The following is a 16,137-nucleotide window of genomic DNA, read 5'->3' as shown; positions in this document are numbered from 1 at the left end:
TGACTATGCGCAAATCTATTTTGCTCATCAGCGTATTGATTTTTACGCATATCAATAGCTATGGAGCACTCACCAAACAATCATCCATGGTTGGTCAAGAGCTGGCATCGCAAATTAGGATGAGTGTGAAAATTGCCACTTGCCTGCCAGCAACGATCGATAATATTGCTTTTGGTGCATTAGATAGCGCAACTGTTTTATCTGGCGAAATAGAGGGACATACCACGCTATCATTAGATTGCTCAGGAACCATAGTTCCACAACGTGTTTCACTCTTATTTGAACCCGCTACCCCTCATTTAACCATGGGGGCATCTGGCTATATTGGATCTGTTAACAACACTCTTGGTTATTTAGTCGCATGGGAAGATAGCCAAGTTGGAAATATTGGTGCAGGTGTGCCAATGGGAAAAGAGCTTTTACTTAAAAAACCCACCGCTTCATTAATGAAAGTGAAACTGAAAGTAAAACCTATTGCACTACCCATTGGCAGCAATAGTGTGACTCTAGGCAGTGGGAGCACCCACATTACAATCAAAATAAAATATCTTTAATGTGAGCGAATTGATGAATAAAACACTTCCCTTCTGCTTTCTTTTCATGCTGATGAGTGGCTACCCTTTGCATACCGTTGCCGATGAAATTTTACCCGACACGGTTCTGAGCATCTCGCTAGATATCGTCAATATCACTTGCGATATTAATGATGGGAAAGGCTTCAATAAAATTGTCGATTTCGATGTGATCAATGAAACCGATTTGCTCGCAGGAAAACAACCCGCGGTAAAAACGCAATTTATTGTGGATTGCAATAAAAGTGGCTTTAAGCCTAATAACATAGATATTAAAGTTTATCCTGGTGCTCAAGGGGCTCTTAATAATGGTGTTGGTGGTGAGTTGAAAACCAACTTATCTGGTGTTGGAATTTATTTATCTTGGATGGATAAGAGTCCTATTGATTTATCTGGAAAAAACCAACGATTCAGTGCTAATGGTAATAACCAATTTGATATTAGCTTTTTTGCCAAGCCATATGCTCAATCACCAAGTGTCGAAAAAGGTATCATGAAAAGCAGCGTTATTATTAGTGCGCTCTACAAATAATAACGATTACTCACAGTTACCTACGGCGTAATATTTATCAAAAATCACAATGTACTTGCGACTTTTCTTGGTTAAACGTGCATCTTGATACGTTTGATTAGGTAGCAAGTAAAGGACGTAAGGCTCAGTATCATCCTCTGCATCACAATTGTTATGCAAAAGCACTCTAAAGTAGGTATTCCCCGTGTTTTTCAAAATGCCTGCATTTTGGTCGAGCGTATATTTAAAATCAGGCTGTTTGGGTCTCACGACGAAGTACGCTTCTAAACTGACCGTTGGGTAAAACAGCGGCTGTTTACGTTCCTCATGATCATTTTGCATTTCAAGCGGCGTTTCACTAATGATGATTTTGTAATAGCGCTCTTGGTTATCAGCGGTTCCGCGATAAAAAATTTTAAAGAATTCCTGCTCTCCTGGTAATAAAATTTTCTTCAGTGGGGTAAAGATAATTTCCCCATTATGAATGGCTCGCCCTTGTTCATGGCTGCCCGGTTTATCAATTTGATACGCGCTAAAATTATATAAATTGGTCTTTTTCGTATCGTTAATATAGGGCTTAGAAAAAAATTCTTTATCGGACTCCATCGAAGAGATATCCGAATTAATGTAAAGCGCATGAACGCTAGCATTAAACGAAAACAGTGTGCATAGTAATAAGAATTTCAGCAAAGAATTGAGTTTCATAATTAACCTGTTAGCGCTGAAGAATAAGGCGACTGAATACTGAATGAGTCGCCTAAAAAGTGGATTAATTTATTGAATATCGGGCCCTGTCCAGATGGCTTTTACTGTCACCGTTCCGCTTGCTGAGACTGTCCCTAGCCAATCAATGCCATCTAACGTGAAGAAAGAATTCGCCTCATTCATTGGGAATAGCAGGTCTAAATTGGTTCGATAAAAGGAACCTAAATCTTCATTTGGTCTTGCCCACGGCGTCTCTTCCCATAGCGCATTTTTGAGGGAAATTTCATTGCTATCGCAACTGGCTCGGTAAGACTCTAAGCTTCCCGTGTGATTTTTAAATGACAAATACGCTGAAAATGGCACTTTGAATTTGTCATCATTTGAGCTAAATAAGCAGTACGATTGCCCTTTTAGCGTGGTGCTTGGACCTTCCACTTTGGCGGTGATTGAATCTGCCTGCCTTGGTCCGCTGGTCGTCACAATATAATTAAATTCAATTGGCGGCTCTTCATTACCCACTTTCCCAGTTTTCGATTGATTCGGGTTAAAGTCGGCAGGGATAATACTGATCCCATAATCTCGAGGTTTAATAATCAGATAGTTCGATGGAGTAAACTCATAGAATCCTGATTGAGGCAGTGGAGATTGAAAAGCAAACGTATAAACACTATCCGCCAAGGTCACGCTCGAGTTAGGAGAAGCATCAACAATGGATTTCAAATATGTATTCGATAGGAACACTTCAATAAAATTCGAGCCGTTATTAAATATTTCCGACATATTGGTGGTTGATGACCAGTTAGTCCAACGGGTACTGTTACTCCCTTTATATTGGATTAATGCAGCTCTAGGCGCCGCCGTCAGACCCAATTTTTGGTGATCGATATACATACGGACGGTAAATGACCCACTGATCGATGAACCTTTCGTTTCCAATTCAACGAGCTGACAAATAACGCCAGAAACGTTTCCAACAATTCCCGTAGTACAGAAGTTTGAGCCCAACCCAACCGTTGGGTTGCCGTTACTATCCACGAAGACTTCCTGCAAAGCCCCCGTTCCCTTCAGGATAATATTTCCCTTTTTATTCGTTGGAATATAATGCTGCTGAGTCGAGGTTCGCCCGCCGCTGGTCATACAGGTCGAATTACTCAGGTCATAATCATCTCGACTCGTACAAGTTCTTAAATCAAACGTGTATTCGGTTCCCGGCGGTAATTCTGCAATCCAACGGTAAAATGATTCAGAAAAAATGGGTCTAGAGTATCCGGACTCTCCTGGTGTTCCTGTTTGCTGAATTTTATATGCACCATTATCCCGAAGTTGTTGAGCTGACCAATAGGATGTCGCAGGACAATTTCGGTTGTTTGTCATACAACGGTTCCCCACAAATGGTTGGTTTACAGGGGAGTTTTCTAGCCAAATATCCCCTATATTATAGGTCGAGCTAAAAGGGGTACCGGTATACCCCATATAGCCTAAGCTTAATTGGCTATTTCGTTGATATTTAGTAAAAACGTTGGATCCAGAAAAGCGAGGGTCAACCCTGTTGGCAACGATAAAAAATTCGTTATCAATCTGGTTCTCAACAATGACGTATTCCTGCAATGGTGCTGTCGCTGCCAATGCATTTGACGTGAGTACCGCCAGTGAAAAACAGAGTGCTGATGTCGATAATACTCGCATGTTTTATTAACCTTAAAATTGAGAGTTAGCGTTTTGCTAATGCTTCTTGAGGCTCACAAGTCACCTCACCGACCCATAAAGCACCGCGTGCGCCTTGTAGGTTTAAATCGGCTTCGCAGATCGTTTTCTCATCTTCTTGCAATAACGAAATTACGGGATAGCGCACATCAACGTCCATGGAGAACTCCCCATTTTTATCGGTTTTTGTTCGCCCTATATGGTTACGAATCGAGGCATATTTTATGTATTCACCATCTGGTGATTTAAGCCGTCCAAACACCGTGACCAACTGACGAACCTCAGGTTGATAAAACGCGATATTGCCGGGATACAGCGTGACGGATTTATTGCGTCCAGAGACAATGTCAAAACTGTCTTTTGACTTCCCGTCGTTCATTAACTGGATGTCGTAATCTGAATACGGTGACAATGGAATAAAGGTATTTTTTCCGCTAATTGGGTAATTTTGCCCATTCACTTTTGCCACCATGCTACCGGCGCCTTGAATCTCAGAATTAATAATTACCCCTGATTTTCCTTGATTGCCGCTTGGTGTGATCATGCCGTTGCTATAAGCCACCGACCCGCGAGAGGTTAAGTTACCGTTCAGTCGGTCACCATCCGGTCGGTTAATCGTAACGGTGCCCGAGTTATATTTCATGTCATAAGAGGCGTAAGCCAGCGTCGAAAAATCTGATTCGCCATTATCTTTGTCACGCACTAACTTAGAGACTGAAATTCCCGCATTGGTGATCGGCGAGTTTTCAAAACTCTTGTTGGCATAAATATTGGCTTTCATGTTGCCGTTCGTGGAAGAAACGCCCGTGCTTAACCACGTAGACAGCGGTAATGAGAAGTCCAGATTCACATATTTTTCGTTGGTACTGTTTTGATTGTCATAGTGATAACGCTGCACACCGGCTCTGAGTCCAACTGTTCCATAGCGTCCAGAAAACAGCGTATTCGCATATTCGTAGTTAATTGAATCACTGCCTACGCGACGGTCTTTGGTATTACTGATCGTGAATGAACCCGCCCTATCAATAATCTTGTCGAAGTTAACTGTTGCGCCATAGGAATAGTTATCCGCATCGTAAAGCGGTAAATCCCCTTCGACCACCGTTCGCTCTCGTGATGCCCAAAAGGAACCATAGCCTTCAGGAATACTGACAGAAATTGTCCCAATGTTGCGATGGCTGCCGTGGTTTTCCAGCATGCCCTGCCAAGAAACCGAAATGTAGTTATTAATCGACGCGTTGATGCTCGTTTCTTGAACTAGGAATTTATCAAAACCATAGTTTGACATCTGGAAGCGTATCCCCGACAGCACGGGGAAGTTATAGGCGAATGACGCGCCCGCTAAATAACTTTTCTCTGGAGCTTGGCTATGACGATCTTCACCACGGACATAATTCCTTTTATCGAAATCAACATAGCCCCCGTACATTTCCCAATTCAGTTTGTCGAAGTTTCCTCCGATTGCCCCTAAGGATTTATTGATGGTTTGATTTTGAGTGGTGACCACTTTCCCATCAACAACCGTTTCGATAGTGACGTCATAAATACCAAAAGGCAGTGTACTGGTGTCTACCTCAAAGTTACCCATTGGGAAGTTTTGGATGTTAAGAAGCTTACCTTGACGATAAATACGAACTTCGCCAGGGCTATTTAAGAAGGCATAAATAGGGGTCAGTGACTGCTGTTTATTATTGACCACACTCGCGGAGTTATTCCCGATAGTGACCGCATAAATTTTGCTGCTACTCAACGCAGTTAAGCTCGCAATGGATTGTAAATTCCACGTACTCATTAAACCCAATGCGACACGCAGCCCATTAAAGTCACGCTCATACATCGCTCGGTATAATTCAACACTTGCATTGGATTTACCGATGCTATAAGCCGATGCATTAATATTAAAATGGTGCTCTGCTGCGGCAAATAACGCGTCTAAATTGAAATAGCTACTGGAGCTATTTTTTGCATTTTTTACCTGACTTTGGAATACACCTAAATCATAGTTTGCCACTGCTGAAAGTGAATTAACGGATGAATCACCTAATACAGAATGCCTTGCGTGAGTTTTCGGTGTAAATGCAGATTTATCAACATCTAATGATAAATTGAATGACGAAATATTTAATTTCAGCACTGCATTATTGTCGATAACAATACCATTGTTATCATCAAAAATGGCATCTTGTTTATTTTCAATTTTATCAACTAACAAACTATTCAGTTGTGGACCTTGCGTACTGTCAATGAGGTGAATACTCGATAACTTAATTTTACCTTGGTCAATGACAATAACTGCATCCGCGATTTTATCTTCGCTTTGGTTTTTTTTAGCATCATCACTTAATCGTAGAAAAACAGGCACAGACATTCCTTCTTCCAATGCACTCACAAATGCCGGAGGAATAATGTAACCACCAATTTTAATACTCTTCATCTCACTAGCATGAATGGTGTTTGAAAAAAAAATGCTTAATATTGATAAAGCAATAACACTCTTACGCATGATTAAAGTCCGTTATTAATTATTTGACGACAATGAAATCTCCTTTGTGCCAAATACCTACGCTAGATTTTTTATTATTAAGATCGACAAACTGTAGTTTCACAGCTAAATGTGGCATGAGGTAATAACGTTCACGACAAATACCATCCACGCTATATTTTTGTTTTTCAGGTAAACATGGCCCTGATGCCACCACACGAAATGAACTATTCCCTATATTGGAAACTTGAGAGTTTGCATATTGGTAATTAAATTTTTCAATCCTTGGTGCAACAACCAAGATGGTGCTAATGGTCGCTGACGTTGTCGCTGAGGCAGATTTTGCACTTTTTGTTACACCGCTTTCGCCAATAGGGTCATCTTTCCAATTTAATCGGTAATAACGTTCTTTATCGTCTTTGGGACCTTGATAAATAATTTTAAAAACATCTTTTGCTTGCCCCGGCAAAATCAGATTAGCGGGGGTTGATAATATTTCGTTCGGATCCGTAACGGGAATGACTTTTCCATTCTCAAGTGGCGAATCTATTTTCTCGATAGTTAAATTAACGAGCCTTGCCGTATTAACTGTATTTTCAATTTCTTTTGCTAATGAGTCTTCATCTGACGATATGATTTCAGTAATATTACCTACATTAACCGCCAAGCTCATTTTTAGTGGGAGAATAGATAATAAAGCTAATGCTAGTGTTATTTTTTTCATAATTATTAATTTTAAAAAAGATAACGATAAAGATAATATTTCCCTATAGTATCTTTATCGTGAAAATTAGTTATTCACTAAGCGTAAATAATCAATTAAGGAGCTGGTGTGAAAGTACCATCCCAAGTTGCAGTGAACTGAACTTTAACATCACCATCCCATGAACCGTCGGTCAGTGCTTTGAAGTCTGTCGCTGCACCAGCCGCTTCCGCGCTAGCGATAACGAAGGTGAACTCACCACGGTCAGTTGCACGCTCTGAACCATTGTAGATACCATCTGCAGCTAAGTTATCTAAACCTGATGTTAAGCCTTTTGAAGTATCGATTAACACAGTGTCAGTCGTTTTATTCAGATCTTCACCATTCCATTTAACGCCAACAGTTAATTTAGAATCATCTGTTGTTCTCGCTAAAGTGTTAGAAATGATTTTTGATGCTAATTTAAAATCTGTTGCACCTGATTGACCTTGAATAGCGATATCAAATGCGCCATTTTGTTGGTTAAAGCTTTTCTGACCTTCTGCATAGTTAAATGTTAAGCTTTTTAATGGCGTAACAACCAGCATACTTGTCGTATCTTTAATTGCGGTCGCTTGCCATGTTGCTGTCGCTTGAGCAGTACGAGTGTCAGCATTAGCAACTGTAGCAAAGGAAGCAGCAATAATTGTTGATAGCAAAACAGATGCCATTTTTTTATTTAACATGTTGTTCTCTCTATTTAATATCCATGAAGAAAAATTTAATTGCATAGCATAAAAAACACATTCATTGTGTGTTTTATAAAAAACAATCGAATTTCCCAGAGAATATGCTTAATAAAATAACCAGAATTAACTGATTATTTTATTTCTAATTTAAGAGGAAAAATTAGCAGTTATTTATGATGGTTTTTGTTGAGTAATTTCCCCAGGAAATATATTTACTCGCACTTCCTTTATTACCCATTCTTTTTTCAGAGTCAGTATCTTTTTCGACATATTTAATGACATCGACCCATCGTTTATCTAGAATATTTAAAAAAACATCTAGCTGATCTAAAGTAATCGCAGTGATTCCCATTTCATATCTTGATATCTGTTGCTGGCTGATTCCTATTAATTTCGCCAGTTGCTTTCCCGTCATGTTCTTTTCTTTACGTGATTTTCTTAAAAAAGCTCCCACCTGACCACTAATTATATTAGATTTCATTAACCACACTCCAATATAAAGAAACAATTTATTTAATTTCCATTAATAATAAATACATTAAAATAAGAGTAAAAACGTTTATACCGATCGAACAAGATTATTTTGATAGGTATCACCTATCAAATAGTAATTTATTGATCGTCGGGCTTTATTAAAATACAACGAGTGCGAGTACACCTAATATGATAAGCAGAATTAACTAACTGATATATATTAAATAAAGCGTTGTTCAATTTATTTAATATATTTTTTATTTTTTTAAAATAAAATTTACGTGGGAGGAGTAAAACCCTATAAAAACGAGATAAAATACATCATTTATTACAACAAATTACAATTTGAAACAGCTAAATTGTTTTTTGCAAAATAAAAAACTCATGAGATGAGTAATATACCAATATAAAAATATATTTCTACAGCTTAATTCGTTATTCCGCAATAATTTTCATTTAGATTACCAACTTAACAACAACCAACTCGCATCATAATATTTACAATCCAGATTGTATGCCATAAAGGCGCTATAAATTGGACGTATCAGAATGCAGTTCGCGCATATATTAATACATCTTGCTTAATATGTAGCGTTTGCTTATTAAAAATATTCTCTTTTTAGATCATTTGTTGATTTTTTATTCAAATTTAGGAAAGGGTATCGCAAATAGTGCTGGAAAAGCATTGCCTCTAAATGAGAGGCAATGGAGTTGGAGGATTTTTTAGTTCAGTCGAAAGCTATTTAACACCTTTAAGCTGTTTCATGGTTTCATCCACGTCAATCTCATCTTCAGAGAACGTTAATGTTGTTCCATGCTGGGTTTCAATAATTAGCTTTTTCAGTGCTCGAGTTGCCCCCGGCTTAATATTCGTTTTAGGTTTAATGCTGTTCATTAATGCACCAATCGATAACACGGTATTTTCTTTATCAATACGTGTATCTGCCGGAACATCTTCATAATAGATACGGAATGATTTGATAGCCGTCAGCTTAATGCGCTCACCAGCAATATAGATATATTTGCTTTCAGGGATCACTTTAACCGCAAAGGCGGATAAACCTTTATTATTTGTGGTTGGCTCAAACGTAACCGCCGCCCCTTTTTTAATCAGTTCTGGGTTGGCAACTTTAATCACATGAAAATAACGGTTATCCCCGTTTTCATCTTTGAGAAACCCAAAACCTTTATCTTCAAACCACGTTGTGATTGTTCCGTTCATTGCCATACCACCTTCTATATTGACTCAATTTCACAGCGCGCAGTATAAAACACAATGCCTGCCCAGACTACGCCTTTAGTTTTACACACCCAATAACATTATCGTCAGATAGCGCAAAATTGGGTATTATCCATAGCCACTTTTTATCTGGATAACCTGATGTCGACGATTATTGATACCTTTATTGCGCCCCCTTGCCATGATGACATTGAAATCATTGAGCAGGATGAGCACCTTATTATTATCAATAAACCTTCAGGGATACTGAGCCTCTCTGGAAAGAATCCACAAAATCTCGATTCAGTACATTACCGGCTCGTTCAATTGTTCCCTGAATGCACCCTAGTGCACCGCCTTGATTTTGGTACTTCTGGTGTCATGGTCGTGGCTCGCAATAAAGCCATAAATGCAGAGTTATGCCGACAGTTTAGCCAGCGAACCGTGACGAAAGCCTACAGTGCGTTACTGTGTGGGCATGTGGAAAATGATCATGGTGTGATAGATGCGCCGATAGCCAAAGATCCGGCTTTATTTCCCCGAATGTCGATTTGCGTGACTCACGGTAAACCGGCACGTTCCAATTATCAGGTAATTGAGCGGTTTTATCGTGAGCTAGACGATGGACGTAAGTTGCCACTGACGAGGGTGAAATTTATCCCAGAAACAGGACGAACCCATCAGCTGCGCATTCACAGCCAACTTTTCGGTCATCCTATTTTGGGATGCGATCTGTATGGAGGCTTACTGCTTGCAGATATTGAACCTGCGCCGAGACTGATGCTGCATGCCAGTGAATTGAATTTTATTCATCCGATAACTGGAAAATCCATTCACGCACGCAGCAAAAGCCCGTTCTAAACAACTACCACATTAAATCGTCAGGAATTTTAAAATCTGCGTACGGATCGTCTTCATCCTGCTCTTCCTGACTCAAGGCGTTATTTAATACGATGCTGCTTTCATCACGTTGAGCGATTTTATCCGCCACACTCGCAGGAATAATTGCGTAAGTGCTCATTTCTGGATTGTCAGTCGCTAAACGCGCAATAGCGAGACGGCCGCTAATAAGTTGGTTTTGTGTTGTTTTGTCGACGGTCACTTGCTTGATGAGGTTATTATCTGTGAAGTTAAAGCTGATATCGCCTTTCGCCACATCAATTTTGTTCATCTCAATCAGCTGCTTCACCTGAGCTTTATACTCTTTCGTCAGTGCCGCTTGTTTTTGTTGATCGCTCAGTTGCTTATCGCGCTCAAGCTGCGCTTTTTTATTCTCTTCTACCGCTTCTCTGGCTTCTCTAGCCTGAACGCGTGATTTCTTCGCTGTGCGCTGTACTTTCGCCATTTTTTTACTGGTGACGAGTCCCGCTTGGAGCATTTGCTCTTGTAAGGTAAGTTTTGCCATGTGGGTATCTAAGCCTGTTGAATGAAATTGGAGAGATTATACCTGCAAATTCGATTATCTATTAAATACATAGGTAAATTATCTCTATAAAAATGAATTTAACTTACGCTGGGTATACCCATGATGTTCATTCCATTAGTTAAAAAAATGTAATCGAAATTGAAAAATCATCCTATCTAAACAATACACTTCTTGAAACTAAAATTATCACATAGAAACCTTTTACCATTAACAATAAAAAATATTTTTCACATGTAAAAAAACAAAAAATACAGAAGAAAAATCTAATAAAAACTTATTTAAGGATAGAAATAGAAACATACAAATTTCACTTTATATTTTTTGAAAAAATCATTGTAAAATAATTGTCATTTTATATAAAAAACAATAGTATTACTTAAAATAATTTAATCGAGATATATAATGATAATCGGTATAGGACTTAAAAATTTCAGAAGTTTTACTGACAGAACATTTATTGAACTCAAGCCTATAACTGTATTTGTTGGAAAAAACAGTAGCGGAAAAAGTTCTCTGTTGCGAACTTTCCCATTACTTCGCCAATCTGTAGAGGAAAATACTACAGGCCCTATATTATGGTATGGGCGATATGTTGATTTTGGTGATTTCAGTGATGTACTATCGAGAAATTCTGAAGCGAAAGAAATTACTTTTAGTTTTTTGCTGGCTGTTCCGGATGATATGATGCAAAAATATACCTATTATAGAATAAATAATTCAGATAAGAAAAACAGCCATAACTATATAGAAACGGAACTAACAGTTTATTCTAAAGATAAAAAAACAAAAGCAAAAGCTATTAAACTAAAATTAGATGATGCAAATATTGAACTATATTTTGATGATAATAACAATACTAAACTACAGATAAAATCAGGAGAAAAAATTTTAGAAAAAGAGGGTATGATAGCCAGAAATTTAGGGCAATTTATACCTAACATCCACATGAAAAGTAAAACAGAATCTCCAATATCATCTACCTCTTTTTATTTACGACAACAAAGACAAGATAGAATATTAGAGCTATCATTCATAGATATTGCATCTAAGATGATTCAACGGTATTTTCACAAAAATTCAGACTTAAATCAAATTACTGATTCATTTAAAAGAATAGGGTTTTACTCTAAAAGTAATACAGAAGAATTAGTTAAGTTTCTTTTCAAGGAACAAAAAACTTTCACTAAAAATTTTAGCGTTTATCGCAATGAAATTATTGATGAATTATATCCATACACTATTGGATGGAATATTAACAACATCATAGATATAGTAAATTTATCATTATCTGAATCATGTAAAAACGTAAAATATATAGCTCCACTTCGAGCTACATCTGAAAGATTCTATCGATTTCAAGATTTACAAGTAAATGAAATAGACCATACAGGTTCTAACCTAGCTATGTTACTCAATTCATTAAAAGCCAATGACAGATTAAAATTTGAAGAATGGACAAAATCTAATTTTGATTTCACTATTAAAGTGGAACAAAGTGGATCTCATTTCGCAATATTAATAAATACAGGTGAAAATAACGAGAATTATAACATTAGTGATATGGGATTTGGTTACTCTCAAGTAATTCCTATAGTTACAGCTATTTGGCTTGAAACAGAACGTCGTACAATAACACAGAAAAAACCAATAACATTTATTATTGAACAACCTGAATTACACTTACATCCTTCATATCAACATAATTTAGCAAAAATTTTTGCTAAAGTGGTTACAAAAGCAAAAGAAAACAAAGTTGATTTGAAAATTATTTTTGAAACTCACAGTCAGACTATGATTGAAGCCTTGAGTGAATGTATTGAGGATGACACAGGACTTACTGAAGATGACGTTTCTATCTTAGTATTTGAGAAAAATGAAAAACAGCAAACTGTTGTAAGAAAATCATATTTTGACGAAGAAGGAACTCTTCAGAATTGGCCTATTGGATTTTTCTCAGGTAGATAAACATATGCTTATTAACATAATAAACGCAACGCCTGAAATGGTGATGAATCATCAATTTTCAATAGCAATTGAAAATATTTTGCGCTCATTTTCTGAAAGAAAACATTTGGTTATTGCAAATAAAAATTTTTTTGAAACTATTATTCATGAAAATGATGGTATATACAGCCAATCATCAAAAAATATTGCATCGAATGCTCTATCTAGCCTTATGGAATATCGAGCCATATTACAAATGGTTTCTTTCCATATTGATGTTGATTTTGAAATTCAAGATAGTTCATTCAAATGGATTGACTTAGGAAAAAATTATAAGTTCTCATGTGGACCATTATACTTTCATGATTCCGGGCAACTACAAAAAACAAAAATAGTATGTGAAAACCCATCAGACTCTGATTTCTTTAAAATTATTGCTAATTTCTACGCTCAAAATGCTAATTTATCACAATGTGCGATTAGTTTTACAGCGATTAACGGAGGCGGAGGAAGTACCAAAGATACTTTTGAACGCATAACTATAAATAATGAAATAACATATTGTATTGTAGATAATGACAAAAAACACCCTCTAGCACCTAGTGGTGGAACTAGCGCTCAGTTTGGAAAATTTAAGTTTCAGTCATCTGGATGTGTTGAAATTTTAGATGTTCATGAAATAGAGTCATTAATACCTCTAGATACTATTGAAAATGTACTAAAAGAACTAAACTTATTGGAAAAAAGAAAAGATTCACTCAATTTTTTTAAAGAAATTTGTTCTATAAATGAAAATACAAAATTTTATTTTGACCATAAAAAAGGATTTAATTTAAAATCAGCAATAGAATTAGATAATAAACATGGTATTTTCTGGAAGGATGTTTTAAGTAAGATTAACATTGGATGTGATTGTATAAGACTCAAGAAATGCGATTGTAGTTTGTCATGTAAAAATTATGATGGATTTGGAGATAATTTATTAAATAACACATTAACGTATATTAACACAAAGAACCCTAAAAAATATAAACCTATATTAACACCTATTCTTGAAGAAAAATGGCATTACCTAGGGAAGAGTTTTTTTAGCTGGAGCTGTGGGCCATATAAAAAATCTAGAGTTAGCTAATAATAATGATGATGATGATGGGTATTGACCCTTCATCATTGTTCTATATAACCATCATTAATATTTCATTGATATACAATATTCTTATTTCTTTAAAAAATCTTCAACATTCGTTCTTTCCCTCTAATTATTTTTAATTAGTGATACCTTTTCGAAAGAATCGTTTCTTGATTGGGTGATAAATGGTTTACTATCATGATAGAAATTTTTTCACCGGTAGATAAACGAGCAGCCAATTAACACGAATATATTTGAACATCCCATCAGTATAATTCAACAATCACAGATGGGTCAGTAAACATTTTTAACTATCCATCATTCATCATAATCCTTGAGTTGGTACTATTCAAACTTTTGTGTTGACCACCAACGAAATTAGATACTGCGAATAAAATAAATTAGATAACCAACCTGTCGATTTCTTTCCTATTGGACGTAAAAGAAAGACCTACAATTTGAATTTTTTATAATTATGGATAAATCAACCTAATGCGCTGAATGATTACCAGGAAGGTCACTTGATATTTTCACTATAACGTACTAGGTTCAAAATACCATTCAACTCAGATTCTCCCATCTTCACTTCAAAACAAATTCAACCAGAGATATATCCAGAAAATTACACGCATCAAATTATCTCTGATTCAATTTTTTGAAAAGAGTCCACCCACCATATACTATGTTGAACTCAAAGATAAGATAATCAGCAAATAGTATCCCTTTCCCCCTCTAATCCAGAATGATGTATACTTGCCAGCAGGAAATTTATTCACGGTTAATTAATGATGAAAGAAACTGAAAAAACACAAATTAAAACGCTTAGCGACCGCTTAGACCTTATTCGTCACCAAATGGCAAGCATGCAGCTGTCCACCCAAGCGGAAAAGTACGCTGAACTTGAGAAAGAAAAAGCGACGCTGGAAGTTGAAATCGCTCGTCTGAAAGAAACGCGTAACAAGAAACTAAGTAAAGAAGCACAGAAATTGATGGATATGCCATTCAAGCGCCCTATTACCAAGAAAGAGCAAGCGGATATGGGCAAGCTGAAGAAATCCGTACGAGGCCTCGTTATTGTCCACCCAATGACGGCATTAGGTCGCGAAATGGAGCTGGATGCTATGACGGGTTTTTCTAAGACTGATTTTTAGTTGGAAAATTATCCAACTAAAATCTACCATAACTCTCGAATACTGGAAGGTTCCTTATATACCGTTCATTATTATGAGCTGTTAGCCAGTATTGTCCGCTTCTGATACAAGGCTGACTTTAACAAGTCAGCTAAAATTAAGAATAGTGGCTTCTACTTTCCTTTTTTCAGTAAATCTTTCAATGCCTCAATATTAGCTCTTGCGCCTTCCGCCTCTTTTAATTTTCGGCGCTTTTGAGCATAAACATCAAATTCTTCTTTGGCTTTTTCATCCGCGATTTTCTTACTAATTCCACCAGTACCCTGTAGTACTTCACGGTCATTGAAACTTAAAAATTGATCCAATTTAGTATCCCAATCCTGTAAAAAAATCTGCTTACGGCGCAGCGCTTGGTCTTCGGCAAAATCAAGCCACATATTGACGATACGGTTTAATTCTTTGAGCTCATTTTCATGTAGATAGTTCTTCGCAATTGTCACATCGGTTTTACGCACTTCATCTGATTTATAGTTGGTTAGCCCCATATCTGGCCGACTGGCATCTGCACGACTATTAATTAATTCAGCGGCGGTCATTCCCGTACAAGCAAAATGTAGTTTGTTTTGGATGGTTTGGAAGAAACGATTGGTTTCTTTATTAGAGGGTTCATAGTCTGCCGCCATAGTGAAGATCTCTTTCACACGTAAATACACTCGCCGCTCACTGGCACGAATATCACGGATGCGTTCGAGCATTTCATCAAAGTAATCCGGCACGACTGACTGACCGATAGACGGACTCTTCAGCCTCTCATCATCCATCACAAACCCTTTGATCAGATACTGCTCCAGCGTTTGGGTTGCCCACTGACGAAATTGAGTACCGCGAACAGAACGGACGCGGTAACCAATGGCGAGGATCATTGAAAGGTTGAAGTATTTTACATTGTACTGCTTTCCATCATCCGCAGTTGTTCGGTAAAACCGAACAACTGAATTTTCGGCCAGTTCTCCTTCAGCAAATATATTGCTGATATGCTCACTAATCGTGGCCTTTGCTTTCCCGTATAGCTCACAAACTGAAGCTTGAGATAACCATAGCGTATCAGATTCAAAACGACATTCGACGCGAGTCTGACCATCTTCACTTCGGAATAAAATAAATTCACCCAGTGGCGCGTCAGGAAGATTATCGCTCATCAAATTGTCTCCGTTTGAATAGTCTGAGAAAGATCCAGAGCCAACAATATACTATGTTGCACACAAAGATAAGATGGCTAGCAAGCGCTATTTTAGCTCTGAATGTTTGTATCGCTAAACCGCAAGCCCAAAAAGGGTAGTGAATACCTACCAACCTTTATAGATTAAGACAAACTACAAAAAATGGTATTAATACGAAGATAGAGGGAGA

Annotated in this window: 15 protein-coding genes; 6 read left to right on the top strand and 9 right to left on the bottom strand. The window is 37.3% G+C overall.

Annotation, left to right across the window (positions count from 1 at the left end; all coding sequences use genetic code 11):
• Positions 1–5: 5 nt before the first annotated feature.
• Both GKR71_RS15435 and GKR71_RS15430 read left to right on the top strand, forming a co-directional pair.
• Complete coding sequence (locus GKR71_RS15435; protein ID WP_132496818.1) at positions 6–554, top strand: fimbrial protein; 549 nt, start codon at positions 6–8, stop codon at positions 552–554.
• A 13-nt stretch (positions 555–567) separates the two neighbouring features.
• Positions 568–1,104, top strand: a complete 537-nt coding sequence (locus GKR71_RS15430) for a fimbrial protein (protein WP_108478647.1) — start codon at positions 568–570, stop codon at positions 1,102–1,104.
• Between the two features lie 6 nt (positions 1,105–1,110).
• Here the strand turns inward: GKR71_RS15430 and GKR71_RS15425 are convergent, their stop codons facing one another.
• The 7 genes from GKR71_RS15425 to GKR71_RS15395 all read right to left on the bottom strand — a co-directional run bounded on the left by GKR71_RS15425 (position 1,111) and on the right by GKR71_RS15395 (position 9,101).
• Positions 1,111–1,788 carry a fimbrial protein gene (locus GKR71_RS15425; protein ID WP_154634528.1) on the bottom strand — a complete coding sequence of 226 codons (678 nt, stop codon included), beginning with the start codon at positions 1,786–1,788 and terminating at the stop codon, positions 1,111–1,113.
• Between the two features lie 69 nt (positions 1,789–1,857).
• A complete protein-coding gene (locus GKR71_RS15420; RefSeq protein WP_108478645.1) occupies positions 1,858–3,474 on the bottom strand; it encodes a fimbrial protein in 1,617 nt (538 codons plus the stop codon).
• A gap of 25 nt (positions 3,475–3,499) precedes the next feature.
• On the bottom strand, positions 3,500–5,995 hold the full coding sequence (locus tag GKR71_RS15415) for a TcfC E-set like domain-containing protein (protein WP_154634527.1): 2,496 nt from the start codon (positions 5,993–5,995) through the stop codon (positions 3,500–3,502).
• A 19-nt stretch (positions 5,996–6,014) separates the two neighbouring features.
• Positions 6,015–6,698: a hypothetical protein gene (locus tag GKR71_RS15410; protein WP_036950370.1), complete on the bottom strand. Its 684-nt coding sequence runs from the start codon at positions 6,696–6,698 to the stop codon at positions 6,015–6,017.
• A 95-nt stretch (positions 6,699–6,793) separates the two neighbouring features.
• On the bottom strand, positions 6,794–7,402 hold the full coding sequence (ecpA, locus tag GKR71_RS15405) for a common pilus major fimbrillin subunit EcpA (protein WP_108478643.1): 609 nt from the start codon (positions 7,400–7,402) through the stop codon (positions 6,794–6,796).
• A 163-nt stretch (positions 7,403–7,565) separates the two neighbouring features.
• On the bottom strand, positions 7,566–7,886 hold the full coding sequence (locus GKR71_RS15400) for a helix-turn-helix domain-containing protein (RefSeq protein ID WP_036950366.1): 321 nt from the start codon (positions 7,884–7,886) through the stop codon (positions 7,566–7,568).
• A gap of 732 nt (positions 7,887–8,618) precedes the next feature.
• On the bottom strand, positions 8,619–9,101 hold the full coding sequence (locus GKR71_RS15395) for a cold-shock protein (RefSeq protein WP_181477794.1): 483 nt from the start codon (positions 9,099–9,101) through the stop codon (positions 8,619–8,621).
• A 159-nt stretch (positions 9,102–9,260) separates the two neighbouring features.
• Between GKR71_RS15395 and GKR71_RS15390 the strand changes: the two genes are divergently transcribed.
• Positions 9,261–9,959: an RluA family pseudouridine synthase gene (locus GKR71_RS15390; protein ID WP_154634526.1), complete on the top strand. Its 699-nt coding sequence runs from the start codon at positions 9,261–9,263 to the stop codon at positions 9,957–9,959.
• A 4-nt stretch (positions 9,960–9,963) separates the two neighbouring features.
• Here GKR71_RS15390 and GKR71_RS15385 read toward each other — a convergent pair whose 3' ends face one another.
• On the bottom strand, positions 9,964–10,503 hold the full coding sequence (locus GKR71_RS15385) for a DUF2058 domain-containing protein (protein WP_036950360.1): 540 nt from the start codon (positions 10,501–10,503) through the stop codon (positions 9,964–9,966).
• 423 nt (positions 10,504–10,926) lie between these two features.
• Between GKR71_RS15385 and GKR71_RS15380 the strand changes: the two genes are divergently transcribed.
• The 3 genes from GKR71_RS15380 to GKR71_RS15370 all read left to right on the top strand — a co-directional run bounded on the left by GKR71_RS15380 (position 10,927) and on the right by GKR71_RS15370 (position 14,748).
• A complete protein-coding gene (locus GKR71_RS15380; protein WP_154634525.1) occupies positions 10,927–12,489 on the top strand; it encodes a DUF3696 domain-containing protein in 1,563 nt (520 codons plus the stop codon).
• 4 nt (positions 12,490–12,493) lie between these two features.
• Positions 12,494–13,600 (top strand): hypothetical protein, encoded by a 1,107-nt coding sequence (locus tag GKR71_RS15375; protein WP_154634524.1) that lies wholly within the window; start codon positions 12,494–12,496, stop codon positions 13,598–13,600.
• A gap of 785 nt (positions 13,601–14,385) precedes the next feature.
• Entirely contained in the window at positions 14,386–14,748 is a 363-nt protein-coding gene (locus GKR71_RS15370) for a YibL family ribosome-associated protein (protein ID WP_132497203.1), read from the top strand.
• Between the two features lie 152 nt (positions 14,749–14,900).
• On the opposite strand, the gene GKR71_RS15365 is transcribed toward GKR71_RS15370, so the two are convergent.
• Entirely contained in the window at positions 14,901–15,926 is a 1,026-nt protein-coding gene (locus tag GKR71_RS15365) for a virulence RhuM family protein (RefSeq protein WP_154634523.1), read from the bottom strand.
• Positions 15,927–16,137: the final 211 nt, after the last annotated feature.

This window comes from Providencia sp. wls1922 (assembly GCF_009706505.1).
Lineage (GTDB): Bacteria > Pseudomonadota > Gammaproteobacteria > Enterobacterales > Enterobacteriaceae > Providencia > Providencia lanzhouensis.
The sequence above is the reverse complement of the archived record's forward strand: the minus strand, read 5'-3'. Positions and strand labels throughout refer to the sequence as shown.